Annotated in this window: 20 protein-coding genes; 3 read left to right on the top strand and 17 right to left on the bottom strand. The window is 72.8% G+C overall.

Annotation, left to right across the window (positions count from 1 at the left end):
• Positions 1-82: 82 nt before the first annotated feature.
• The 4 genes from EIW28_RS09730 to EIW28_RS24165 form a co-directional block, all read right to left on the bottom strand.
• Entirely contained in the window at positions 83-724 is a 642-nt protein-coding gene (locus EIW28_RS09730; protein WP_125247480.1) for a response regulator, read from the bottom strand.
• Positions 721-1,965: a sensor histidine kinase gene (locus EIW28_RS09725; protein WP_125247479.1), complete on the bottom strand. Its 1,245-nt coding sequence runs from the start codon at positions 1,963-1,965 to the stop codon at positions 721-723. The genes EIW28_RS09730 and EIW28_RS09725 overlap by 4 nt, the downstream gene beginning before the upstream one ends.
• A gap of 85 nt (positions 1,966-2,050) precedes the next feature.
• Positions 2,051-2,530: a VOC family protein gene (locus EIW28_RS09720; protein WP_125247478.1), complete on the bottom strand. Its 480-nt coding sequence runs from the start codon at positions 2,528-2,530 to the stop codon at positions 2,051-2,053.
• A gap of 214 nt (positions 2,531-2,744) precedes the next feature.
• Positions 2,745-4,403: a hypothetical protein gene (locus EIW28_RS24165; protein ID WP_158630351.1), complete on the bottom strand. Its 1,659-nt coding sequence runs from the start codon at positions 4,401-4,403 to the stop codon at positions 2,745-2,747.
• 141 nt (positions 4,404-4,544) lie between these two features.
• On the opposite strand from EIW28_RS24165, the gene EIW28_RS09710 reads away from it, so the two are divergent.
• The 3 genes from EIW28_RS09710 (at position 4,545) to EIW28_RS09700 (ending at position 7,785) form a co-directional block, all read left to right on the top strand.
• A complete protein-coding gene (locus tag EIW28_RS09710; protein WP_158630350.1) occupies positions 4,545-7,052 on the top strand; it encodes an ATP-binding protein in 2,508 nt (835 codons plus the stop codon).
• A 125-nt stretch (positions 7,053-7,177) separates the two neighbouring features.
• On the top strand, positions 7,178-7,540 hold the full coding sequence (locus EIW28_RS09705; protein WP_125247475.1) for a MerR family transcriptional regulator: 363 nt from the start codon (positions 7,178-7,180) through the stop codon (positions 7,538-7,540).
• Positions 7,537-7,785 carry a hypothetical protein gene (locus EIW28_RS09700; RefSeq protein WP_125247474.1) on the top strand — a complete coding sequence of 83 codons (249 nt, stop codon included), beginning with the start codon at positions 7,537-7,539 and terminating at the stop codon, positions 7,783-7,785. Before EIW28_RS09705 ends, EIW28_RS09700 begins: the two co-directional genes overlap by 4 nt.
• Before the next feature lie 6 nt (positions 7,786-7,791).
• On the opposite strand, the gene EIW28_RS09695 is transcribed toward EIW28_RS09700, so the two are convergent.
• The 13 genes from EIW28_RS09695 to pyrR form a co-directional block, all read right to left on the bottom strand.
• The gene (locus EIW28_RS09695; RefSeq protein ID WP_125247591.1) at positions 7,792-9,681 is read right to left on the bottom strand and encodes a primosomal protein N' family DNA-binding protein; all 1,890 of its coding nucleotides are present in this window, start codon (positions 9,679-9,681) and stop codon (positions 7,792-7,794) included.
• Positions 9,682-9,777: 96 nt separating this feature from the next.
• Positions 9,778-10,971, bottom strand: coding sequence for a methionine adenosyltransferase (gene metK, locus EIW28_RS09690; protein WP_125247473.1), 1,194 nt, complete (start codon positions 10,969-10,971; stop codon positions 9,778-9,780).
• A 130-nt stretch (positions 10,972-11,101) separates the two neighbouring features.
• Complete coding sequence (gene coaBC, locus EIW28_RS09685) at positions 11,102-12,292, bottom strand: bifunctional phosphopantothenoylcysteine decarboxylase/phosphopantothenate--cysteine ligase CoaBC (protein ID WP_125247472.1); 1,191 nt, start codon at positions 12,290-12,292, stop codon at positions 11,102-11,104.
• Between the two features lie 26 nt (positions 12,293-12,318).
• Positions 12,319-12,591 (bottom strand): DNA-directed RNA polymerase subunit omega, encoded by a 273-nt coding sequence (rpoZ, locus tag EIW28_RS09680; protein WP_091051042.1) that lies wholly within the window; start codon positions 12,589-12,591, stop codon positions 12,319-12,321.
• Between the two features lie 30 nt (positions 12,592-12,621).
• The gene (gmk, locus tag EIW28_RS09675) at positions 12,622-13,224 is read right to left on the bottom strand and encodes a guanylate kinase (protein WP_125247471.1); all 603 of its coding nucleotides are present in this window, start codon (positions 13,222-13,224) and stop codon (positions 12,622-12,624) included.
• A 20-nt stretch (positions 13,225-13,244) separates the two neighbouring features.
• Positions 13,245-13,568, bottom strand: a complete 324-nt coding sequence (gene mihF, locus EIW28_RS09670; RefSeq protein WP_125247470.1) for an integration host factor, actinobacterial type — start codon at positions 13,566-13,568, stop codon at positions 13,245-13,247.
• Positions 13,569-13,717: 149 nt separating this feature from the next.
• Positions 13,718-14,632 carry an orotidine-5'-phosphate decarboxylase gene (pyrF, locus tag EIW28_RS09665; RefSeq protein ID WP_125247469.1) on the bottom strand — a complete coding sequence of 305 codons (915 nt, stop codon included), beginning with the start codon at positions 14,630-14,632 and terminating at the stop codon, positions 13,718-13,720.
• 11 nt (positions 14,633-14,643) lie between these two features.
• Complete coding sequence (locus tag EIW28_RS09660; protein WP_125247468.1) at positions 14,644-15,717, bottom strand: quinone-dependent dihydroorotate dehydrogenase; 1,074 nt, start codon at positions 15,715-15,717, stop codon at positions 14,644-14,646.
• 77 nt (positions 15,718-15,794) lie between these two features.
• Positions 15,795-19,115: a carbamoyl-phosphate synthase large subunit gene (gene carB, locus EIW28_RS09655; RefSeq protein WP_125247467.1), complete on the bottom strand. Its 3,321-nt coding sequence runs from the start codon at positions 19,113-19,115 to the stop codon at positions 15,795-15,797.
• Entirely contained in the window at positions 19,108-20,244 is a 1,137-nt protein-coding gene (gene carA, locus EIW28_RS09650; protein ID WP_125247466.1) for a glutamine-hydrolyzing carbamoyl-phosphate synthase small subunit, read from the bottom strand. Before carA ends, carB begins: the two co-directional genes overlap by 8 nt.
• Positions 20,241-21,539: a dihydroorotase gene (locus tag EIW28_RS09645; RefSeq protein ID WP_197717167.1), complete on the bottom strand. Its 1,299-nt coding sequence runs from the start codon at positions 21,537-21,539 to the stop codon at positions 20,241-20,243. Before EIW28_RS09645 ends, carA begins: the two co-directional genes overlap by 4 nt.
• Positions 21,536-22,456, bottom strand: a complete 921-nt coding sequence (locus tag EIW28_RS24655; RefSeq protein WP_125247464.1) for an aspartate carbamoyltransferase catalytic subunit — start codon at positions 22,454-22,456, stop codon at positions 21,536-21,538. Before EIW28_RS24655 ends, EIW28_RS09645 begins: the two co-directional genes overlap by 4 nt.
• The gene (pyrR, locus tag EIW28_RS09635) at positions 22,453-22,980 is read right to left on the bottom strand and encodes a bifunctional pyr operon transcriptional regulator/uracil phosphoribosyltransferase PyrR (RefSeq protein WP_232013902.1); all 528 of its coding nucleotides are present in this window, start codon (positions 22,978-22,980) and stop codon (positions 22,453-22,455) included. The genes EIW28_RS24655 and pyrR overlap by 4 nt, the downstream gene beginning before the upstream one ends.
• Positions 22,981-23,207 lie beyond the last annotated feature (227 nt).

Raw genomic sequence — 23,207 nt, 5'->3', positions numbered from 1 at the left:
TCGGTTCAGAGGTTCATTACTTGACTAATGAACCATAGCACGAATGAACCCGGGGCGGGAGGCCCCGGGTCGAGTGGGTTCGCTAGACGAGGCCGCCTTCGTAGGCGGCGATGACGGCCTGGGTGCGGTCGCGCACCCCGAGCTTGGTGTAGACGCTGCTCAGGTGGGTCTTGACGGTCTCGCGGCCGAGGAACAGCTCGGCGGCGATCTCGGCGTTCGACAGGCCGCGGGCGGCGAGGGTGAGCACCTCCCGCTCGCGGTCGGAGAGGTCCGCGATGCCCTTGGGCGCGTTCCGCTTCGGGAGCGCGGCGGCGAGGCGGCGCACGGCCTCGGGGAACAGCAGCGCGTCGGTGCGGGCGACGAGGCGGACGGCCGCGAGGAGGTCTTCGAGGCGGGTGCGCTTGAGGAGGAACCCGTCCGCGCCGGCCCGCAGGGCCTGCCACACGTAGTCGTCGTTGTCGAAGGTGGTGACGACGAGGATCTTCGGCGGGGCGTCGAGTTCGGCGGTGATGCGGGCGGTGGCCTCGATGCCGTCGACCTTCGGCATCCGCACGTCCATGAGCATCACGTCGGCCCTGCCGGAGCGGGCGATGGCGAGCGCGTCGATCCCGTCGGCGCCCTCGGCCACGACTTCGAGGTCGGGCTCGGCGCCGATGACGGCGGCGAACCCGGAGCGGATGAGGTCCTCGTCGTCGACGAGCGCGATGCGCAGCGGCGCGGTCATGCGGTCCCTTTCGGCAGTGCGGCGCGGACGGTCCAGGTGCCGGCGGCCCCGTCCGCCGGCGCGGTCCAGTCGGCCGCGGCGGTGCCGCCGAGGACGGCGGCGCGCTCGGCGATGCCGATGAGGCCGCGCCCGCCCGGGCGGGGCCGGGGCCGGCGCGCGGCGGGGCTCGCGACCGCGACGGCGACCTCGTCGCCGATGTCGAGTTCGACGACCGCGCGCGGCTCGTCGGCGTGGCGCAGGACGTTCGTGAGCGCCTCCTGGACGATCCGGTAGGTCTCGCGGGAGGTCAGGCGGCCCACGGCGTCCCGGTCGCCGGTGACGCGCAGCTCGACCGCGACGCCGCACTCGGCGGCGAGCGCTTCGAGGTCGGCGAGGTCCTTCTGGGGGCCGCGGGCGCCGTCGCGGTCCTCGCGGAGCGCGCCGATGACGGCGTCGAGCTCGGCGAGGGCCCCGCGGGCGGTCTCCGCGACGGCGGCCATGGCGCGCGAGGCGAACTCGGGATCGGCGGCGATGAGCCGGGAGGCGGCGTCGGACTGGACCACGACCACCGAGAGGGCGTGCCCGACCGAGTCGTGCAGTTCGCGCGCGATGCGGTTGCGCGCGGCCAGGCGGGCGGTCTCGGCGCGGGAGGCGGCGAGCCGGTCGGCCGCGCCCTGCCCGAGCAGGTGCGGCGCGAGGGCCTTCATGCCGGCGCCGGCGGCGGCGACGAGGTAGACCAGGGCCGCGAGGATGAGCGGGCCGGTGAGCAGGCCCCAGTCGGCGATCGGACCGGTGTAGATCCCCGTCGCCCCGCGGCCGAGGGCCACGAGCACGCCGTTGAGGACCAGGTAGACGGTGAACGGCACGAGCGCGAGCGTGATGCCGCTGAGGGCGCCGCCGACGACCGCGTGCAGGGTGAACCAGGAGCCGGTGCGCCAGCGCGCGTTCCAGGAGTCGTCGTCGGCGGGCGAGGTGAACTCGGCGCCGAGGAGCCGCCTGGCGGCCGTGCGCTCGATCTCGCGGTCGGGCAGCAGCAGCGAGACGGCCGCCACCAGCGGGATCACCGAGACGAACACCGCCGGGTGGAGCGCGCCCCCGAACCCCGACTCCGGATGGAACCAGTTGTAGCCGATCGCGCCGACCAGCATGAACGGCATCATCAGGGCGCCGCCGAGGATGAGCCAGACCCAGCCGCGGTAGGTGGCCCCGGACCGGAGCGGGGCGAGGAGGCGCATGGGGCCATTGTGCCAGCGGACGTTCACGGTCCCAGCGTGCCGGGCGCGGGCGGGCCGCGCCTCCCCCGCGGGCGCGGGCCCGGTCCCCCGCGCGGGGGACCGGTTCGGCGCCCTACCTGCCCTCGTAGGCGTCCTTGAGGCCCTGGAGGTCGATCTTCTTCATGCCGTACATGGCCTTGACGGCGCGCTCGGCGGCGGCCTTGTCGGGCCCGCCGACGTACTTTTCGGCCTCGGTCGACCAGACCTGCCAGTTCACGCCCCACCGGTCGGCGATCCAGCCGCACTCGATCTCCTTGCCGCCGTTCGCGAGGAACGCCTCCCAGAGGCGGTCGATCTCGGCCTGGTCCTCGCAGTTGACGAGCAGGGACATGGCGTGGTCGTGCTTGGCGGAGGCGTCGCCGTTGATCCCGGTGAACTGCTGCCCGGCGAGCTCGAAGTTGACGACCATGGCCGTCCCGGGCTCGCCGTGCGCGTCCTCGACGTAGGGGATGCTCCCGGTGATCCTCGCGTCGTCGAACAGGGAGGTGTAGAACTCGGCGGCCTCCTGCGCGGCGCCGTCGGTGTACCAGATGTTGGTGACGATCTTCTGCATGGTCGCGTCCTTCCGAACGGTTCGGTCAACCCGATTGCACCAGTTCAGACGAGTCGGCGCGCCGATTCTCATCGGTAGGGCGCCGCCCGCGGCGGATTCGGCGGAGCGGCCGCGGTGGAGGCGCGGTGGAGCCGCAGTGGAGCCGCGGTGGAGCCGCGGGACGCCTTGAGCCGCCCGTCAGGCGGCCGGCTTCGCGGCGGCGGCGCGGTCCGGCTCAGCCGCCGAGGGCGTCGGCGTAGTCCTGCGCACCGGGGTCGTTGTGCCCCGGCCGCGTCTGCCCCTCCTTCACGTTGCTGCCCCGGTACGGGTCCCATCCGCTGCGGTCGGTCGCCTCGGCCCACTCGCGGGCCTGGGCGGGGGCGGGGGCCTCGTCCCAGGTGACGCTGTCGAAGGCCGCGCGCTGGCTCTCGTCGGTCTCCTTGTACCGCTCCGCGGCCGCCTTGATCTGCGTCCCGGCCTCGTACAGCCGCCCGCAGGCGGTCGAGACGAACCCGCGGAACTCCTCCAGCAGCCCCTTGAGCCGCGCGTCGCCCGCGGCCTCGGCGCCGGCCTGGTCCTTGAGCGAGCCGTCGGCCGCGCCGAGGCCGTTCAGGAGCGGGAGCAGGACCTCCTCGTACACCCGGGCGGCCTCGAAGCACGTGTCGGCGACCTCCAGGATCTCGTCGACGTCCGCCTGGTAGCCCTTCCCGGCGCCCTTGCCCTTCGCGTCGTTCTGGGTGAGGTCGTACATCTCCAGGTTGAAGCTGTGGATGCCGTAGACGAGGTCGCGCAGCCGCGCGGCGCCCGCGGCGTAGTCGGCCTCGACGTCCTCGATCCCGGCCTGGTGCTTGTCCACGTAGTCCCACAGCGAGGTCATGACCTTGTCGACCGTGTTCGCGTACGAGACCGTCTCGACCTTCGGCAGGAAGATCTCCCCCGCGATGCCCGCGAGGCTGATGGCCGTGCCGATCGGGGTGGCCGGAGGGAAGGCGGACACGGTCGTGCCGACGGCGCCGAACACCTTCCAGACCACGTCGAGGTCCGTCGAGCGCTGCTGCGTCGCGCCGAGCGCCGCCGTCGCGTTCCGCAGGATCGCGAGGTCGCCCGAGCGCCCCTGCTGGACGATGGTCCCGCGGGAGGCGTACAGGTTCGCGAGCCCGGCCGCGATCCCGGCCTGGTTGTTGACCGTCGGCGCGACCGACGCGAAGAACCCGTCCTTGAGCGCCTCGGCCGCCACCCCGGTCCAGGCCGCGTACCAGGCCGGGTCCTCGCCCTTCGCGCCGACGAGCGCGTTCAGGTCCTCCTTCAGCGCCGCGTTGCTGGTGGGCTTGAGGGGGAGGTCGGGGTCCGATCCGGCGCCGGCCGAGAGCCCGAGGTGGCCGCCGAGTTCGAGCAGCGCCTTCTGCGCCGCCTCGATCGCGTCCAGGTCGTGGGTGTCGAACTGCGGCAGCGCGGTCCGCACGGCGTTCGCCTCCTCGTGGGACCAGCCCTCGATCTGCTCCATGAGCCGGGGCATCCCGCACGGGATGTTCTCGGGGATCGGCCGGACCTGCCCCTTGCCGTCGACGTAGCTCGGCCGCTCGAGCGAGGGCGGGCCGAGGTCCATGGAGCCCTCGCACTGCGGCACCCCGCCCTGCTGGGCGCCCTCCGCCCAGTGGATCACCCGGCACCGGGCCTGGAGGTGCCGCCGGTACAGCGACTCCCAGAAGGGCCACATCGGCTCGCCCCGGCTCGCGCGGTTGCGCCGCCACCCCGCCGGGAAGTCGTACGTGCCGTCGGCGATGGCCGTGGCCGCGCGCTCGCGCCACCGCTTGAGGAGCGCCTTCCTGAAGTCCTCCACCGCGGCTTCGAGCATGGCGCCGAAGTCGGTGGTCCTGATGAGTTCGTCTGGCACAGTGGACCGCCTCCTGGTCGCAGAGCGGATGGGTTCTCCCGAGTTCAGCACCGAGCAGGTTGGGGCGCAAGGGTCTCGGGTGTCCCGTTCCGTCCGGGACAGGGACGTCCGTCGATACCGGACGCCGGTAGGATCGGGGGCGTGCGTCACCCCCTCGACGGCCTGGACCCCGCGTCCGCCGCCTCGGCGCCGCAGCTGGTCGCCCTGCTGCGGGAGCTGCGCGCGGCATCCGGCCTGAGCATCCGCGAAGTCAGCCGGCGCGCCCGCGACCGCGGCGACTGGCTCCCCACCAGCACCCTGGCCGCGGTCCTCAACCGCGACGCCGTCCCCCGCGCCGAGGTCGTGGCCGCGCTCGTGCGCGCCTGCGGCGGCGACGAGGCCGCCGTCGAGACCTGGCTGGCGCAGTGCGCGCGCATCAGCGCCGCCGACGCCGCCGGGACCGGCGAGGTCCCCCGCCAGCTCCCGTCCGCGCCGCACGCCTTCACCGGCCGCGAACGCGAACTGCACCTCATCGACGAGCACCTCCAGGCCGCGTCGCCGCGCGCGGTCGTCCTCGCCGGGCCCGCCGGGATCGGCAAGACCGCGCTGGCCCTGCACTGGGCGCACCGGGCGCTCGACGCGTTCCCCGACGGGCAGCTGTACGTGGACCTGCGCGGCTTCTCCGGGTCCGACCCGCTCGCGCCCGGCCCGGTCCTGCACCGGTTCCTGACCGCGCTCGGCACCGGCCCGGACGAGGTGCCGGCCGACGGCGACGAGCGGGCCGCGATGTTCCGCTCGCTCCTGGGGCACCGCCGCGTCCTCGTCGTCCTCGACAACGCCCGCAGCCCCGAGCAGCTGCGCGACCTCCTCCCCGGCACCGGGGGCTCGACCGCGCTCATCACCGCCCGCGCCGACCTGTTCGGGCTCACCGCCACGCACGGCGTGCCGCACCTGCGGCTGTCGCCGCTCACCCGCGAGGAGTCCATGGACCTCCTCGACGCCATGATCGGCCGCGGCCGGGTCGCCACCGACCCCGAGGCCGCCCGCGGCCTCGCCGCCGCCTGCGGCGACCTCCCGCTCGCGCTGCGCCTGGCCGCGTGCCAGACCCTCGCCCACCCCGAGCGGCCCCTCGGCGAACTGCGCGACCTGATCGCCGAGGCGCCCTTGGCGAACCTCGACCTCCCCGGCGACGAGGCCGCCGGGCTCCGCGCCTGCCTCGACCTCACCCGGGACCGGCTCGACCCGGACGCGCGCCGGGCCCTGGACGCCGTCGGCCTCCACCCCGCCACCGACTTCGAGCCCGCCGGTATCGCGGCCCTCTCCGGCCTCGGCCTGCCCGCCGCCGAGGCCGCGCTCCACCGCCTCGCGGGCGTCCACCTCGCCGCCCCCGCCGCCGAGGGCCGCTGGAGCGTCCACGACCTCGTCCGCGCCTACGCCCGCGAGCAGGCCGCCCGCCTCGACGGCCGCGCCGACGCCCTGGCGCGCCTGTACGACTGGCACCTGGCCGCGATCGCCAGGACGATCACGCTCGTCTTCCAGTTCGAGCCCGAGACCGACCCCGAGACGGCCGTCCCGCTCCCCGAGTTCACCGGCGCCGAGGACGCCCTCGCGTGGCTCGACGCCCGCAACGGCGCGTTCAGCGAGATGGTCCGCCAGGCCCACGCCGCGGGCCTCGACCGGCACGCCTCGCGGCTCGTGACCGCCCTGGGCCGCTACCGGTTCGCCCGCGGCCTCCACGTCGACGCGGCCGCCGACCTCGAGATAGCACTCGCCGCCGACGAGCGCCTCGGCGACCGGGAGCACCTGGTCGCGGTCCTGCGCCAGCTCGGCAACGCCTTCATCGCCACCGACCGCCACGACGAGGCCGAGCGGCGCCTCGAAGAGGCCCACCAGCTCGCGCTCGACCTCGGCGACCGGATGGGCGCCCTCCTCAGCCGGGCCGGGCTCAACTGGTCCTACCGCGAACGCTGGCAGCTCGACAAGGCCCGCGCGTGCGTCACCGAGGCCGCCGAGGGCTTCCGGGAGCTCGGCGACACCGCGCGGGAGGCGAAGGCCCTCGACGAGATCGCGCAGCTCGACCTCCTCATCGGCGACCACGGGAGCGCCCGGTCCCGGTTCGAGCGGTCGGTCGTCGTCTTCGGCGAGCGCGGGTGGAACCAGGACCTCGGCTCGGCCCTCATCGGCCTCGCGAAACTCGCCCTCCTCGACGGCGACCCGGACGCGGCCGTCGGCTTCCTCGACCGGGCCCGGGAGGCGTTCCGCAGCGCCGGCGACACCCGCGGCGGGCTCGTCACCGACAGCCACGCCGCCGAGGCCCTCGCCCGCGGCGGCGACCACGCCGAGGCGGTCGCGGAGGCGAACCGCTGCCTCGACGCCCTCACCGGCGTGCAGCGAGTCGAACTGCGGCTCCAGGTGCTCAACAACGTCGGCACCGCCTTCACGATCGCGGGCGACCTCCTCGCCGGCGAGCGGTGCTTCCGGGAGGCACTGGACCTCGCCCTCGTCGGGCCCGACCCCTACGAGGAAGCCCGCGCCCGGCACGGCCTCGGCGACGCGCTCGCCGCCCGCGGCGACGAGGCGGCGGCCCGCGAGGAGTGGACGCGGGCGCTCGAACTCCACGAGCGGCTCGGCACCCACGGCAGGGCCGAGCTCGCCGCGCGGCTCGCCTGAGGCGCGGGCGGGAACGCGCGCCGGCCCCTCCCGCACGGCGGGCGGGTCGGCGAGGGCCGTGGCGATCGCGGGAGGCGGCGTCTAACCTTGACACTGATGTCAGCGTCCAGCAGTGAGGGGCCCGGATGAGGATCGGCGAACTGGCGGAGCGCACCGGCGCACCGGCGCGGATGCTCCGCTACTACGAGCAGCACGGGCTCATCACCGCCGAGCGCTCCCCCAACGGCTACCGGGACTTCGCCGAGTCCACCGTGGACCGCGTCCGGCAGATCCGCGGCCTCCTCGACGCCGGCGTCCCCGTCAAGATCATCAAGCAGATCCTCCCCTGCCTCGGCGGCCCCGACGAGATCTACTTCCCCGTGCCCGACCCCGAGATGCTCGCCCAGCTCGCCGAGCAGCGCGACCGGATGACCCGCAAGGCCGAGTGCGTGCTGCGCAACCGCGACGCCATCGCGGCCTACCTCGAACGCGTCAGCGGCACCGCGTGAACCGCCTCCGCGACGCCCTCGCGGCCCTCGTCGTGCGCGTCCAGACCCTCACCGCCTTCGGGTACCTGGGCGTCATCTCCTTCATCGGCGTCGAGGCCCTCGTCGTCGTCCTCGGCTTCACCACGGTCCTGCCGATCGCGATCCCGTTCGTGCTCATCGCGATCGGCGGCGCCTACCTGCTGCGGGAGCGCCTCGGGGCACTGTGGACGGCGCTGCGGCGCAGGGGACGGCCCGCGGACGACTGAGCGCGCCTACGCGATCTCGCGCGGGTCGATCTGGACGCGCACCTGCTCGGCCTTGGCGCTCGAGCGCTCGGCCGTGGCCTTGGCGAGGACCGCCGCCAGCGCCGCGCCGTCGCGGCGGCGCACGCGCAGCAGCAGGCGCTCGTGCTGCTCGTCCACCGGGATCGGGCCGATGACCTCGACGCCGAGGTCCGCGGGGAGGTCGGCGGCGAGCTTCTCGGGCTCGCCGTTCAGGCCGGTCAGGGCCGCGAACCTCATCACCGGCGGGAAGCCGAGCTCGCGGCGGTCCTCCAGCTCCTGGCCCGCGAACCACGCCGCGTCCCAGCGGATCAGGGCCTGCACCACCGGCAGGCCGCCGTCGGCGGTGACCACCGCCGTGCCGCCGGGGGCGCACAGCGCCACCGCGTTCATCCAGATCCGCAGAGCCTCCTCGGAGGCCGTCAGCTCCGCGCGGGTCAGCTGCGCCCACGTGTCCAGCAGGAGCACCGCGCCGTAGCCCTGCGGCGCAATGGGTTCGACCCCGGGGGTGGAGACGACGACGCGCCTGCCCGCGGGGATCGCGTCGAGGCGCTCGGACGCGTTCGACTCCACGACCTCGACGCCGGGGAACGCGCTCGCGATCTCCTCGGCGGTGCGCGCCGCGCCGATGACGACCGCGCGGATGCGGTTCGAGCCGCACTCGGCGCAGCGGTGCGGGTCGTCGACCCGCCCGCACCAGGTGCACACCGGCGGCCGGCGCGGCCCGGTCAGGCGCAGCGGGCCGGTGCACTCGGGGCACAGCGCGCGCGTGCGGCAGCGCTGGCAGGAGACGGCGGGCACGTAGCCGCGCCGGGGCACCTGGAGCAGGACCGGCAGGTCGGCGTTAAGGGCCCTGCGGGCGGCCTCCCAGGCGACGGACGGCAGGCGCGCGGTCGAGCTCGAGGGGTCGATCTTGAGGTCGGCGTCGTCGCCGATGGGGACCACGCGGGGGGCCGCGGCGCGCAGGGCCTCGCGGCGGCCCGCGGCCGAGACGGCCCAGCCGGTCTCGACCAGGAGCTGCGCCTGGGCGGTGCGGGCGAACCCGCCGACGACGCACGCGGCCCCGGCCAGCTCGGCGCGCGTCAGGAGCACCTCGCGGGCGTGCGGGTGGGGGGCGTGCAGGCTGACGAGGTTCTTGTCGCCGTCGTCCCACACGGCCACCAGCCCGAGGTCGGCGACGGGCGCGAACATGGCGACCTGGGTGCCGGCCACCACGCGGACCTCGCCGCGCAGGGCCTTGAGGAACGACCGGTACCGCGGGGTGGGGCCCATCGCGTTCGCGATCGTGACGTGCCGGTCCGGGCCGAGCACCGCGGACAGCGCGCGGTCGAGGCGCACCAGGTCGTACTGGTCGGGGACGACGAGCAGCGCGCCCCGGCCGGCCGCGGCGGCCACCGCGGCGGCCTCGGCCAGCCGCGCCGCCCAGTCCTCGCCGGGCACCGCGTTCCAGACGATGCGGGGGGCCTTGCCGTCGTGCACCGCGCGCAAGAACGCCTCGCCCGCGATATACCTATTCCAGGGAGCGAGGTCGGGGGCGGTCACCGGCAGCCGCTCGCCCGGCTCCTCCTTCTCGACGCGGACCTTCCGCTCGGGCAGGGCCAGGCGGAGCACGTCGGCGAGGTTGCCCGCGTACCGGTCGGCGATCCGCTGCGCGAGCTCGGCCACCTCGGGCGTCAGGACCGGACCGGGCGGGAGCACCTCGAGGATCGGCAGGATCGTCCCGGTGAAGTCGGCGCGGTCGCGCACGGCGAGCACGGTGCCCTTGAGCCGGCGGTTGCTGAACCGCACCGCGACGCGGCAGCCGGGCTCGACGCGGTCGGACAGCTCGACCGGGATGCGGTAGTCGAACAGCTGGTTGAGCTGCGGCAGCGGGTGGTCCACGCACACCGCCGCATACCTCGCCGCCGACTCCGTCATCCGATAAAAATACCGGGCGCCTCCGACGGTGGAGGGCGCCCGGCGCGAAGCAGTGAGCCGCTAGCTGACGGCCTCCTTGAGCGCGGCGGCGCGGTCGGTCGCCTCCCAGGTGAACTCCGGGAGCTCGCGACCGAAGTGGCCGTACGCGGCGGTCTTGGAGTAGATCGGGCGGATCAGGTTGAGGTCGCGGATGATCGCGGCCGGGCGCAGGTCGAACACCTCGAGGACGGCCTTCTCGATGAGGATCGGGTCCACGGTCTCGGTGCCCATCGGGTCGACGGCGATGCTCACGGGCTTGGCCTTGCCGATCGCGTACGCGACCTGGACCTCGCAGCGCTCGGCGAGGCCGGCGGCCACCACGTTCTTCGCGACCCAGCGGGCGGCGTACGCGGCGGAGCGGTCGACCTTCGACGGGTCCTTGCCGGAGAACGCGCCGCCGCCGTGGCGGGCGTAGCCGCCGTACGTGTCGACGATGATCTTGCGGCCGGTGAGGCCGGCGTCGCCCATCGGGCCGCCGATCTCGAAGCGGCCGGTCGGGTTCACCAGGAGCTTGTAGTCGGCGGTGTCGAGGTCGAGCCCGGAGACGACCGGGGCGATCACGTGCTCGGCGACGTCAGGGGAGAGCAGCGAGTCCAGCGAGATGTCGGGCGCGTGCTGGCTGGAGACCACCACGGTGTCGAGGCGCACCGGCTTGTTGCCCTGGTACTCGATCGTCACCTGGGTCTTGCCGTCCGGGCGCAGGTAGGGGACGGTGCCGTCCTTGCGGACCTCGGTGAGGCGCTGGGACAGGCGGTGGGCCAAGGCGATCGGCAGCGGCATCAGCTCCGGGGTCTCGCGGCACGCGAAGCCGAACATGAGGCCCTGGTCGCCCGCGCCCTGGAGGTCCAGCTCGTCGTGGCCGTCGGCGTCCACACGGGACTCCCACGCCTTGTCGACGCCCTGCGCGATGTCGGGGCTCTGCCCGCCGATCGAGACGTTCACGCCGCACGAGGCGCCGTCGAAGCCCTTCTTGGACGAGTCGTAGCCGATGCGCAGGATCGTCTCGCGCACGATCCGCGGGATGTCCGCGTACGCGTGGGTGGTCACCTCGCCCGCGACGTGCACCTGTCCGGTGGTGATGAGGGTCTCGACCGCGACGCGGCTACCGGGGTCCTCGGACAGCAGTGCGTCCAGGATCCCGTCGGAGATCTGGTCCGCGATCTTGTCCGGGTGGCCTTCGGTGACCGACTCGGAGGTGAACAGGCGACGTGCCACGGCACTCCTCATAACCATTGCTCAAAACACTGCCACGCCGCCCAGCGGCGCTCTACTACTGACTTCGCAGCTCACAAGTCTATGCGCTCACGATCTTCCCACCAAGTCGCCGCGCTGGGCGGCGCCGGTGTCAGTCCCGTCCACCCACCGGGAGCCGGGCGGCCACGGCGTCCCAGACGGCGTCCGCGACCAGTTCTTTCGAAGCCTCGGCGAGCGCGGCGACCGGGCCGTCCGCGTCGAACACAGTGACGGAGTTCTCCAGGCGCCCGAACACGGCCCCGCCGGAGACGTCGTTGAGGACGACCAGGTCGGCGCCCTTCGCCTCGCGCTTGGCCCTGGCGTGCTCGGGGCCGTCGTGGGTCTCGGCGGCGAAGACGACGAGGACCTGCTCGGGGCGCTTGGCGCGGCCCACGGCCGCGGCGATGTCCGGCGTCGAGGTGAGCGCGAGGTCGAGGTCGCCCTTGCGCTTGAGCTTGCGGTCCGAGGACTCCTTGGGCGTGAAGTCCGCGGGGGCGGCGGCGAGGACCATCGCGTCGGCGTCCACGGCGGCCTTCACGGTCGCCTCGTGCAGCTCGCCGGTGGTGCCGACGCGCTCGACGCGGACGCCCGCGGGCAGGGGCGCGTCGATGTGCGCGGCGATCAGGGTGACCTCGGCGCCGCGCGCGGCGGCCGCGGCGGCGATGGCGATGCCCTGGCGCCCGGACGAGTGGTTGCCGATGAAGCGGACCGGGTCGATCGGCTCGCGGGTGCCGCCGGCGGTCACCAGGACCTTGCGGCCGGCGAGGTCGCGGGCGGGCGACGTCAGGAAGCCCTTGAGGAGGGTGAAGATCGCCTCCGGCTCGGGGAGGCGCCCGGGGCCGGTGTCGGCGCCGGTGAGGCGGCCCGAGTCGGGCTCGACGACGTGGACGCCGCGCTCGCGCAGCAGCGCCACGTTCGCGCGCGTGGCCGCGTGCTCCCACATCTCGGTGTGCATCGCGGGCGCGAACACGACCGGGCAGGTCGCGGTGAGCAGCGTGGAGGTGAGGAGGTCGTCCGCGCGGCCGTGGGCGGCCCGCGCGAGCAGGTCGGCGGTGGCCGGGGCGACGACCACGAGGTCGGCCTGGCGGCCGAGCCGCACGTGCTTGACCTCGGCGACGTCGGAGAACACGCCGGAAGCCACCGGGCGGCCCGACAGGGCCTCCCAGGTGGCTTCACCGACGAACTTGAGCGCCGCCTCGGTCGGGATCACGGTCACGTCGTGACCGGACTCCTTGAGGAGGCGGAGCAGGATGCACGCCTTGTAGGCGGCGATGCCGCCCGACACGCCCAGGACGATGTTCAACTGTCCCTCTCCGACGACGGGGCCTGCTAGGCCTCGGTGTCGTCGAACGCCTTCGTCTCGAGGAGGCCCTTGTCGAGCTCGCGCATGGCGATCGACAGCGGCTTCTCCTCGGGCGTGGTCTCGACGAGCGGACCGACGTACTCGAGCAGGCCCTCGCCGAGCTGCGAGTAGTAGGCGTTGATCTGACGGGCCCGCTTGGCCGAGTAGATGACCAGCTGGTACTTCGACTGGCTCTTCTTCAGCAGGTCGTCGATCGGCGGGTTGGTGATGCCGACGGGGTCGGCGACAGTCCCTGACACGTGTTGTCCTTCGTGTACGACGTGAATGCTCTAATGAGCCCCGGACTTGACGATGGCCGGAGAACTGAGCAACTCTACCAGCTCGGAGGCCGCCTGCTCGATCGACACGTTCGTGACTGTGTGATCGAACTCGGCTTCGGCGTCGAGCTCTTCGCGGGCGGCGTCCAGGCGGCGCGCGATGGTCGCGGCGTCCTCGGTCCCCCGCCCGGTGAGGCGGCGGACGAGCTCGTCCCACGACGGCGGGGCCAGGAACACCAGCTGCGCGTCGGGCATGGCCCGGCGGACCTGGCGGGCCCCCTGCAGTTCGATCTCCAGCAGCGCCGGGAGTCCGGCGCGCAGGCGCTCCTCGACCGGGCCGCGGGGGGTTCCGTAGAGGTTCCCCGCGTAGGAGGCCCATTCAAGGAACTCCCCCGCGGCGATCATCGACTCGAACTGCTCGGTCGACACGAAGTGGTAGTCGGCGCCGTCGACCTCACCAGGACGCGGCTTGCGGGTCGTGCAGCTCACGGAGAGCCAGACCCACGGGTAGTACTCCTGGATGAGTGCCTTGACGCTGCCCTTGCCAACGCCGGACGGGCCGGAGAGGACCGTCAGTCGCTGGGCGAGGGCGGCGTGGTGGTGATCGATGCTCACGCGACTACTACTACCCGATGCTAGTTCTGGTCGCCCTTGAATTCATCAAGAAGAGCGGCGCGCTGGTGCTCGCCCAGGCCGCGGAGGCGACGGGAGTCGGCGATCTTGAGCTTCTCCATGATCTGGGTGGCGCGCTTGTCGCCGATGCCGGGGAGGGCCTTGAGCACGGCCGAGACCTTCATCTTCCCGGAGATGTCGTCGGTGGCGGCGGACTTGAGGACCGCTTCCAGGGTGGTCTCGCCCGACTTCAGCTTCTCCTTGAGCTCGGCGCGGGCCTTGCGGGCCGCCGCCGCCTTCTCAAGGGCGGCTGCGCGCTGTTCCGGAGTCAGTTTAGGGAGCGGCACGGGGTCTCCTTGCAGTCGATGGTTTCGTCCCTGTGGACCTTGACGTGCGGGTATCGCTGAAGCATACCCAGCTCGGAGACGGTAACCCCACCTGCCGACACGCCTGCGACCGGGGGTGGGGCAAATTCCGGGCACCGAAAACGGCGGTTTTATTCCCCCATGGCGGCGCGGCATTCCTCCTGCAACGCCTCGACGGCGGTGCGAATGCTCGCCGCGGCAGGGCCGGGCTGTGCGATTTGCCGGGAATAGGACGGGATTGCGAACTTCGCCGCGGGGCCGAGGACGCGCGGAAGATCACTCGGGCGTCCGCCCTGCGCTCCCATGCCCGGGACCAGGATGGGGCCGTTGAACTGGGCGAGGTCGTGAGCGGAGTCACGTTGGCTCACGGTGGTGTGGGTGATTCCGTAAGTCGACTCACGCAGGCGGGCCTCGCCCTCGGAGGCGCAGGCGCCGATCGTGGCGCCCATGACGATGCCGAAGGAGCCCATCGGCTCGGCCTCGCCGTTGCGCTCGTTCACCTCGTCGATGACGCTCTGCGCCACCGAGCGGCCGTCGCGGCGCTTGGCCATCTGGAGGTACTTGCCCTCCGGGTTCGAGGTGCGGGCGAGGACGAACAGGCCCTTGCCGTGCGCGGCGGCGGTGTCGAACGCGGGCTGGAGCGAGCCGACCCCGAGGTAGGGGCTCACCGTGATGGCGTCCGCGGCCAGCGGCGAGGCCGGGTCCAGGTAGGCCTGGGCGTACGCGGCCATCGTGGAGCCGATGTCGCCGCGCTTGACGTCGAGGACGACCAGGGCCCCGGCGCGGCGGGACTCGGCGATGACGCGCTCGAGGAGCGCCACGCCGCCCGAGCCGAAGCGCTCGAAGAACGCCGACTGCGGCTTGACGAACGCGCACTTCTCGGCGACCGCCTCCACGAGCGTCAGCGCGAAGCGCTCGGCGCCGGCGAGGTCGTCGTCCAGGCCCCACTGGAGCAGCTGCGAGCCGTGCGGGTCGATGCCGGCGCACAGCGGGCCGCGCTCCTGGGAGAGGCGGAAGGCGCGGGCGCCGAATGCTTTGTTGGACATGGTTCCTCGGTTCAGGCGTGGGAGGCGGTGCGGTGGCGGCTGGCGGTCTTGCGGTAGCGGCGCACGCTCGCGCGCACGACGCCGGGCCCGTTGTATATGAGCCCGGAGTAGATCTGGACGAGGCTGGCCCCGGCGTCGAACATGGCCTGGGCGTCGTCGGCGGTCATGATCCCGCCCGAGCCGATGATCGGCAGGCGGCCGCCGGTCTCGCGGTGGACGAAGCGGACGATCTCGCGGGAGACGAGGGTGAGCGGCCGGCCGGACATGCCGCCGGGCTCGGCGGCCACGTCGTCCTCGGCCGGGAGGATGCCGTCGCGCCCGAGCGTGGTGTTCGTGGCGATGACCCCGGCGACCCCGGCGTCGAGGCAGACCTCCAGGAGCTCGGCGAGGGCCGGCTCGGTGAGGTCGGGGGCGATCTTGACCAGGATCGGGCGGGTGGGCCGCCCGGCGGCCAGGCGCTGCCCCTCGGCGTGCAGGGCCCCGAGGAGGGCGCGGAGCGCGCCGGCGTCCTGGAGCCGGCGCAGGCCGGGCGTGTTCGGCGAGGACACGTTCACGGCGAAGTAGTCGGCGAAGGGGTAGAGGAAGCGCAGGGACTGGAGGTAGTCCTCGATCGCGCCTTCGAGCGGCACGGCCTTGGACTTGCCGATGCTGATCCCCAGCGGGCAGTCGACGGCCGGCGAGCCCTGGAGGCGGGCGGCCAGGGCCTGGGCGCCGTCGTTGTTGAAGCCCATGCGGTTGACGATGGCCTGCGAAGCCTTGGCCCGGAACATCCGCGGCTTGGGGTTGCCGGGCTGGGGCTGGGCGGTGACGGTGCCGATCTCGGCGAAGCCGAAGCCGAGCGCGGGCCAGGCGCCGACGGCGGCGCCGTTCTTGTCGAGGCCGGCGGCGAGCCCGATCGGGTTCGGGAAGGGGATGCCGCACACGGTGACGGGCGCGCTCAGCCGGTTGAGCTTGATGAGCGCGTTGCGCACCTGCCGCTGCTCGGACAGGCGCGTCAGCCAGCGCAGCGTGGTGTCGTGCGCTCGCTCGGCGTCGCCGCGGTGGATCCGGAACAGGACCGGACGGGCGAGGTTCTGGTACAGCATGCTCATTCCTGTATACGTCAATGCACCGGGTGAGCGGTACGCCTACAGCGCGTGGACCGCTCACCCGGTGTGATCCGTCAGACGGCGGCGCGCTCGGCGCCACGCAGGCGCCGGTGCAGCTCCTGGAGCGAGGAGACGCGCAGTTCGCCGCGGGAGGCCGACTCGATGGCCTGGGTGGCGGCGGCCGCGCCCTGGATGGTGGTCACGCAGCTGACGTCCGCCACGACCGCGGCGGAGCGGATCTCCCAGCCGTCGGTGCGCGGGCCCGGGGAGGCCGAGGGCGTGGTGATGACCAGGTCGATCTCGCCGGAGGCGATGAGGCTGACGGCGTCCTCGGCCTCGCCCGCGCTGTGGCGGGGGACGGGCGTGAAGTCGATGCCGTGGCGCTTGAGGACCAGGCCGGTGCCCTCGGTGGCGTAGACGGTGAACCCGAGGTCGACGAGGCGGCGCACCGGGAAGACGATGGCGCGCTTGTCGCGGTCGGCGACGGACACGAAGAGCTTCCCGGAGGTGGGGAGCTTGCCGTAGACGGCGAGCGTGGCCTTGGCGAAGGCGAGGCCGAAGGACGAGTCGATGCCCATGACCTCGCCGGTGGACTTCATCTCCGGGCCGAGCACGGCGTCGAGGCCGGCGCCTTCGACGGTGCGGAAGCGCTTGAACGGCAGCAGGACCTCCTTGACGGAGATCGGGACCTCGGGCCCGGCGTCGGAGCCGTCGCCCTCGGGCAGGAGCATGCCCTCGGCGCGCAGCTCGCTGATCTTGGCGCCGAGCGCGATGCGGGCGGCGGCCTTGGCGAGCGGGACCGCGGTGGCCTTGGAGACGAACGGGACCGTGCGGGACGCGCGCGGGTTCGCCTCCAGGACGTACAGCTGCTCGTCCTTGAGGGCGTACTGGACGTTCATGAGGCCGCGCACGCCGATGCCGAAGGCGAGCTTCGCGGTGTACTCGCGGATCTGGCGGATGACGGCGGCGCCGAGGGTGATCGGCGGGAGCGCGCAGGAGGAGTCGCCGGAGTGGACGCCGGCCTCCTCGATGTGCTCCATGATGCCGCCGAGGTAGAAGTCCTCGCCGTCGCAGAGGCAGTCCACGTCGATCTCGATCGCGTCGTCGAGGAACCGGTCGATGAGGACCGGGTGCTCGGGGCTGGCCTCGGTGGCGCGGGAGATGTACCCGGCGAGGGTGTCCTCGTCGTAGACGATCTCCATGCCGCGGCCGCCGAGGACGTACGAGGGCCGGACCAGGACGGGGTAGCCGATCTGGGCGGCGACCTCGCGGGCCTCCTCGTAGGAGGTGGCGGTGCCGCCGGCGGGGGCGACGAGGCCGAGGTCGCCGAGGAGGCGCCCGAAGACGCCGCGGTCCTCGGCGTTGTCGATGGCCTTGGGGCTGGTGCCGACGATCGGCAGGCCGGCCCGCTCGAGGCGCTCGGCGAGGCCGAGCGGGGTCTGGCCGCCGAGCTGGACGACGACGCCGATGACGCCGGGGCCGCCGGCGGCCTTCCCGGACTCGTGCTCGGCGTGGAAGACCTCGGTGACGTCCTCGAAGGTGAGCGGCTCGAAGTAGAGCCGGTCGGCGGTGTCGTAGTCGGTGGAGACGGTCTCGGGGTTGCAGTTGACCATGATCGTCTCGTAGCCGACCGCGCGCAGGGCCTGCACGGCGTGGACGCACGAGTAGTCGAACTCGATGCCCTGCCCGATGCGGTTGGGCCCGGAGCCGAGGATCATGACCTTCGGGCGGTTCGAGGGCGCGACCTCGGACTCCTCCTCGTAGGTGGAGTAGTGGTAGGGCGTGTGGGCCTCGAACTCGGCGGCGCAGGTGTCGACGGTCTTGAAGACCGGGCGCAGGCCGAGGCGGTGGCGCAGGCGGCGGACGCCGTCCTCGCCGGCGAGCTCGGGGCGCAGGGCCGCGATCTGGGCGTCGGAGCACCCGGCGCGCTTGGCGCGGCGCAGGAGCGCCTCGTCGACGACGGCGGCGGCCTCGATCTCGTCGCGCAGCTCGATGAGCTGGGCGACCTGGTCGAGGAACCACGGGTCGATCTTGCAGGCCTCGTGGACCTCGGCGACGCTCGCGCCGAGGCGCAGTGCGCGCTCGGCGGTGTAGATGGTGCCGTCGTGCGCGGTCCGCAGCGCTTCGAGGGTGTTCTCGAGGGTGGCGCCGGCGGGGTCGGGGCGGGTCCAGAACCCGGCGGCCTTGGTCTCGGTGGAGCGCAGGGCCTTCTGGAGGGCCTGCTGGAAGGTCCGGCCCAGGCTCATGGCCTCGCCGACCGACTTCATGGTGGTGGTGAGGGTCGGGTCGGCGCCGGGGAACTTCTCGAACGTGAAGCGCGGGACCTTGACGACGACGTAGTCGAGGGTCGGCTCGAACGCGGCCGGGGTGGCCTTGGTGATGTCGTTCGGGATCTCGTCGAGCGTGTAGCCGATGGCGAGCTTCGCGGCGATCTTCGCGATCGGGAAGCCGGTGGCCTTGGAGGCGAGCGCGGAGGAGCGGGAGACGCGCGGGTTCATCTCGATGACGATCATGCGGCCGTCGGCCGGGTTGATCGCGAACTGGATGTTGCAGCCGCCGGTGTCGACGCCGACCTCGCGGAGGATGGCGATGCCGACGTCGCGCATGTGCTGGTACTCGCGGTCGGTGAGGGTCATCGAGGGGGCGACGGTGACGGAGTCGCCGGTGTGGACGCCCATGGGGTCGACGTTCTCGATGGAGCAGACGACCACGACGTTGTCGTCGCGGTCGCGCATGAGCTCGAGCTCGTACTCCTTCCAGCCGAGCACGGACTCCTCGATGAGGACCTCGGTGGTGGGCGACTCGGCGAGGCCGTTGCCGGCGATGCGGTCGACGTCCTCCCAGGTGTAGGCCATGCCGGAGCCGAGGCCGCCCATGGTGAAGGAGGGGCGGATGACGACGGGCAGGCCGAGGTCCTTGACGGTGTCGCGGACCTCGTCCATGGAGTGGCAGACCGCGGAGCGGGGGACGTCGCCGCCGACCTTGAGGACGACCTCCTTGAACTGCTGGCGGTCCTCGCCGCGCTGGATGGCGTCCATGTCGGCGCCGATGAGCTCGACGCCGTACTTGGCGAGGACGCCGGCCTCGTGGAGGCCGACGGCGGCGTTCAGGGCGGTCTGGCCGCCGAGGGTCGCCAGGATCGCGTCGGGCTTCTCCTTGGCGATGATCTGCTCGATGACCTCGGTGGTGATCGGCTCGACGTAGGTGGCGTCGGCGAACTCGGGGTCGGTCATGATCGTGGCCGGGTTGGAGTTGACGAGGGTGACGCGCAGGCCCTCCTCGCGGAGCACGCGGCACGCCTGGGTGCCGGAGTAGTCGAATTCGCAGGCCTGGCCGATCTGGATGGGACCGGATCCGATGACCAGGATGTGCTTGAGGTCGTCGCGCTTAGGCATCTGCCTTGGCCCCCTTGGTCTTCTCGATGAGTTCGACGAGGCGGTCGAACAGGTAGTCGGCGTCGTGCGGCCCGCCGGCGGCCTCGGGGTGGTACTGGACGGAGTAGGCGGGGGCGTCGAGGCAGGTGAGCCCCTCGACGACGTCGTCGTTCAGGCAGACGTGGCTGACCTGGACGCGCCCGAACTCGGTCTCGAAGAACTCCCCGGACTCGGGGGCCTTCAGGGCGAACCCGTGGTTGTGGGCGGTGATCTCGATCTTGTTGGTGTGCCGGTCGAGCACGGGCTGATTGATGCCGCGGTGGCCGAACTTCAGCTTGTAGGTCTCCAGGCCGAGGGCGCGGCCGAGGATCTGGTTGCCGAAGCAGATGCCGAACACGGGCACGCCGCGGCGCAGCAGCTCGCGGGTGAGCTCGACCTGGTGGTCGGCGGTGGCCGGGTCGCCGGGGCCGTTGGAGAGGAAGACCGCGTCGGGGCCGTGCTCGAGGAGCTGGTCGGCAGTGGCGTAGGCGGGGTACACGGTGGTGGTGATGCCGCGCTCCGCGAGGCGGCGCGGGGTGTTCCGCTTGATGCCGAGGTCGAGGGCGGCGACGGTGTACTTCGCGGCGCCCTTCGCCTGGTAGGTGTACGGCTCGGAGGCGGTGACGGCGCCGACGTGGTTGGCGCCGGCCATCTGCGGCGTGTTGCGGACCTTCGCGAGGAGCTCCTCGGCGTCGGTGGAGCGGGAGGAGATGCCGACGCGCATCGCGCCGGCCTCGCGCAGGTGGCGGGTGAGGGCGCGGGTGTCGACCTCGCAGATGCCGACGACGCCCTGGGAGGCGAGCTCGTCCTCGAGGCCGCGCTTGGCGCGCCAGTTGGAGGCGATGCGGGAGGCGTCGCGCACGACGTACCCGGCGACCCAGATGCGGCGGGACTCGTCGTCCTCGTCGTTCCAGCCGGTGTTGCCGATCTGCGGGGCGGTCTGGGCGACGACCTGCCCGTAGTAGGACGGGTCGGTGAGGGTCTCCTGGTAGCCGGTCATGCCGGTGTTGAAGACGGCCTCGCCGAAGGTCTCGCCGACCGAGCCGAAGGCCTCGCCGCGGAAGACGCGGCCGTCCTCGAGGACGAGGATCGCTGGTGCTCTGCTGCTCATTCGGTCGTCTCCTCTGCAATTTTGCCGTTCAGCACGGTGGCGCGTCCCCGCAGGAACGTCGCCTGGACGGTGACCGGGAGTTCCATCCCGGCGTACGGGGTGTTCCGCGACAGGGACGCGAGGTCGGCGGGGACCACGGTCCAGGTCGCGGCGGGGTCGACGAGGGTGAAGTTGGCCTCGGTGCCCGGCTGCGGGTCGCGGCCGTGGGCTTCGAGGCCGGCGATGCGCGCGGGGGTGCGCGAGGTCCGCTCGGCCACCACGTCCCAGTCCACCGCGGACGGTCCGCCGAGGGCGAGGACGGTGATCGACAGGGCGGTCTCCAGGCCGAGCATGCCCGGCCGGGCGGCGGCCCACTCGCAGTCCTTGTCCTGGGGGGCGTGCGGGGCGTGGTCGGTGGCGACGGCGTCGATGACGCCCTCGGCGAGCGCGCCGCGCAGGACCGCGACGTCGGCTTCGCGCCGCAGCGGCGGGTTCACCTTGTACACGGGGTCGTAGGTGCGCGCGGCCTCGTCGGTGAGGAGGAGGTGGTGCGGGCAGACCTCGGCGGTGACGTTCGCGCCGCGGGCCTTGGCCTCGCGGATGATGTCGACGCTGCGGGCGGTCGAGACGTGGCAGAAGTGGACGCGCGCGCCGGTGTACTCGGCGAGGAGCACGTCGCGGGCGATGATGGCCTCCTCGGCGACCGAGGGCCAGCCGGGCAGGCCGAGCTCGGCGGAGACGGCGCCCTCGTTCATCTGGGCGCCCTCGGTCAGGCGGGGCTCCTCGGCGTGCTGGGCGATGAGCCCGCCGAAGGTCTTCACGTACTCCAGGGCGCGGCGCATGAGGATCGGGTCCCAGACGCAGTGGCCGTCGTCGGAGAACATGCGCACGTTCGCGGCGGACTGGGCCATGGCGCCGATCTCGGCGAGCTGCCTGCCTTCGAGGCCGACGGAGACGGCGCCGATGGGCTGCACGTCGGCGTACCCGGCGGCCTTGCCGAGGGCGGCGACCTGCTCGACGACGCCGGCGGTGTCGGCCACGGGGTGGGAGTTCGCCATGGCGCACACGGCGGTGTAGCCGCCCTTGGCGGCGGCGCGGGTGCCGGAGTGGACGGTCTCGGCGTCCTCGCGGCCGGGTTCGCGCAGGTGGGTGTGGAGGTCGACCAGGCCGGGCAGGAGCACGAGGCCGTCGGCGTCGACGGTCTCGGCGCCCTTGGCGGTGATCGAGCCGATCTCGGCGACGCGGCCGTCGCGCACCAGGAGGTCCTTGCGGCCCTTGCCGATCAGGTCGGCTCCCTTGATGAGGAGGTCGGTCACCGGGCTTCTCCGTTCGTCAGCAGCAGGTAGAGGACGGCCATGCGGACCCAGACGCCGTTGGTCACCTGCTCGGTGATGGTGGCGCGGGGCGAGTCGGCGACGGTCGCGGCGATCTCCATGCCGCGGTTCATCGGGCCGGGGTGCATGACGATCGCGTGGTCGGGCAGGAGCTTCAGGCGGCGCTCGTCGAGGCCGTAGAGGCGGGCGTACTCGTTGGCGGTCGGGAAGAACGCGGCGTGCATGCGCTCGCGCTGGACGCGGAGCATCATGACGGCGTCGGCGCCCTTGAGGCTGGCGTCGAGGTCGTAGCCGATCTCGACGGGCCATTCGCCGATGTCCTTGGGCAGCAGGGTGGGCGGGCCGACCAGGCGCACGTTCGCGCCGAGCTTGGTGAGCAGCCAGACGTTCGAGCGGGCGACGCGCGAGTGGAGGATGTCCCCCACGATCGCGACGGTGCGGCCCTCGACGGAGCCGAGGCGCCGCTTCATGGTGTAGGCGTCGAGGAGGGCCTGCGTCGGGTGGGCGTGGGTGCCGTCCCCGGCGTTGAGGACCGCGCCGTCGATCCACTCGGTGAGCCGCTGCGGGGCGCCCGCGGCGGGGTGGCGGATGACGACCGCGTCGGCGCCCATGGCCTGGAGGGTGAGGGCGGTGTCGCGCAGGCTCTCGCCCTTGTTGACGCTGGAGGTCTTGGCGGCGAAGTTGACGACGTCGGCGCTCAGGCGCTTCGCGGCGGTCTCGAAGGAGGTGCGGGTGCGGGTCGAGTCCTCGAAGAAGAGGTTGACGACGGTGCGCCCGCGCAACGCGGGGAGCTTGGGGACCTCGCGGCCGGTGACGGCCTCGGCCATCTGCTCGGTGACGTCGAGGATGAGCTCGGCCTCGTCGCGGGTGAGCTCCTTGGTGGTGAGCAGGTGCTTCATCGCTCCCGGCCTCCGGTGAGGATCACGGCGTCGACGCCGTCGTACTCGGTCAGCCGCACCGACACGCTCTCGTCGCGCGCGGTGGGGATGTTCTTGCCGACGTAGTCGGCGCGGATGGGCAGCTCGCGGTGGCCGCGGTCGACCAGGATGGCGAGCTGGACGCTGGCGGGCCGGCCCAGGTCGTGGACGGCGTTGAGCGCGGCGCGGACGGTCCGTCCGGAGTAGAGGACGTCGTCGACGAGGATGACCCGCTGGTCGTCGACGCCGCCGGGCGGCAGCTCGGTCGGGCCGAGGGCCCGGAGCGCGTGGCGGCGCAGGTCGTCGCGGTAGAGGGTGATGTCGAGGGTCCCGGCGGGGACGTCGAGGTCGGCGAAGCGGCGGATGCGGTCGGCGAGCCGGCCGGCGAGCGCGACGCCGCGGGTGGGGATGCCCAGGAGCATGGTGTCGGGGGCGCCCTTGGTCTTCTCCAGGATCTGGTGGGCGATGCGGTCGAGGATGCGGCCGATGTCCTCGCTGGAGAGGATCTGCTTCTCCGCACGGCCCTGGTCGCCCGACGGGTCTTCCTCGTTCTGCCTGAGGGCAGGGGAAACCACGCGAACCTCCTTCTCCGCCTCACTGGACGGTCTGTTAAAGAACGGTTTCGTCGCGGGCCATGCTACGCCGCCGGTGACGGAGCGTAAACCCGGATCCCAAAAGCATGGCGTCGTTAGCTGCTTCTTTGACGGGTATGCTGTGATTTGCCGGTCAGTCT

It is taken from the genome of Glycomyces terrestris, assembly GCF_003933745.1.
Classification (GTDB): domain Bacteria; phylum Actinomycetota; class Actinomycetes; order Mycobacteriales; family Micromonosporaceae; genus Glycomyces; species Glycomyces terrestris.
Note: the sequence above shows the minus strand (reverse complement) of the source record. Positions and strands in the feature narration are given on the sequence as shown.

What these genes read in the sequence shown, in the direction of transcription:
- EIW28_RS09660 (WP_125247468.1), bottom strand. Translation starts at nt 15,717, where the DNA reads ATGCTGTACCAGAACCTCGCCCGTCCGGTCCTGTTCCGGATCCACCGC.
- EIW28_RS09705 (WP_125247475.1), top strand. Translation starts at nt 7,178, where the DNA reads ATGAGGATCGGCGAACTGGCGGAGCGCACCGGCGCACCGGCGCGGATG.
- EIW28_RS09730 (WP_125247480.1), bottom strand. Translation starts at nt 724, where the DNA reads ATGACCGCGCCGCTGCGCATCGCGCTCGTCGACGACGAGGACCTCATC.
- carA (WP_125247466.1), bottom strand. Translation starts at nt 20,244, where the DNA reads ATGAGCAGCAGAGCACCAGCGATCCTCGTCCTCGAGGACGGCCGCGTC.
- EIW28_RS24655 (WP_125247464.1), bottom strand. Translation starts at nt 22,456, where the DNA reads ATGAAGCACCTGCTCACCACCAAGGAGCTCACCCGCGACGAGGCCGAG.
- carB (WP_125247467.1), bottom strand. Translation starts at nt 19,115, where the DNA reads ATGCCTAAGCGCGACGACCTCAAGCACATCCTGGTCATCGGATCCGGT.
- pyrF (WP_125247469.1), bottom strand. Translation starts at nt 14,632, where the DNA reads ATGTCCAACAAAGCATTCGGCGCCCGCGCCTTCCGCCTCTCCCAGGAG.
- EIW28_RS09720 (WP_125247478.1), bottom strand. Translation starts at nt 2,530, where the DNA reads ATGCAGAAGATCGTCACCAACATCTGGTACACCGACGGCGCCGCGCAG.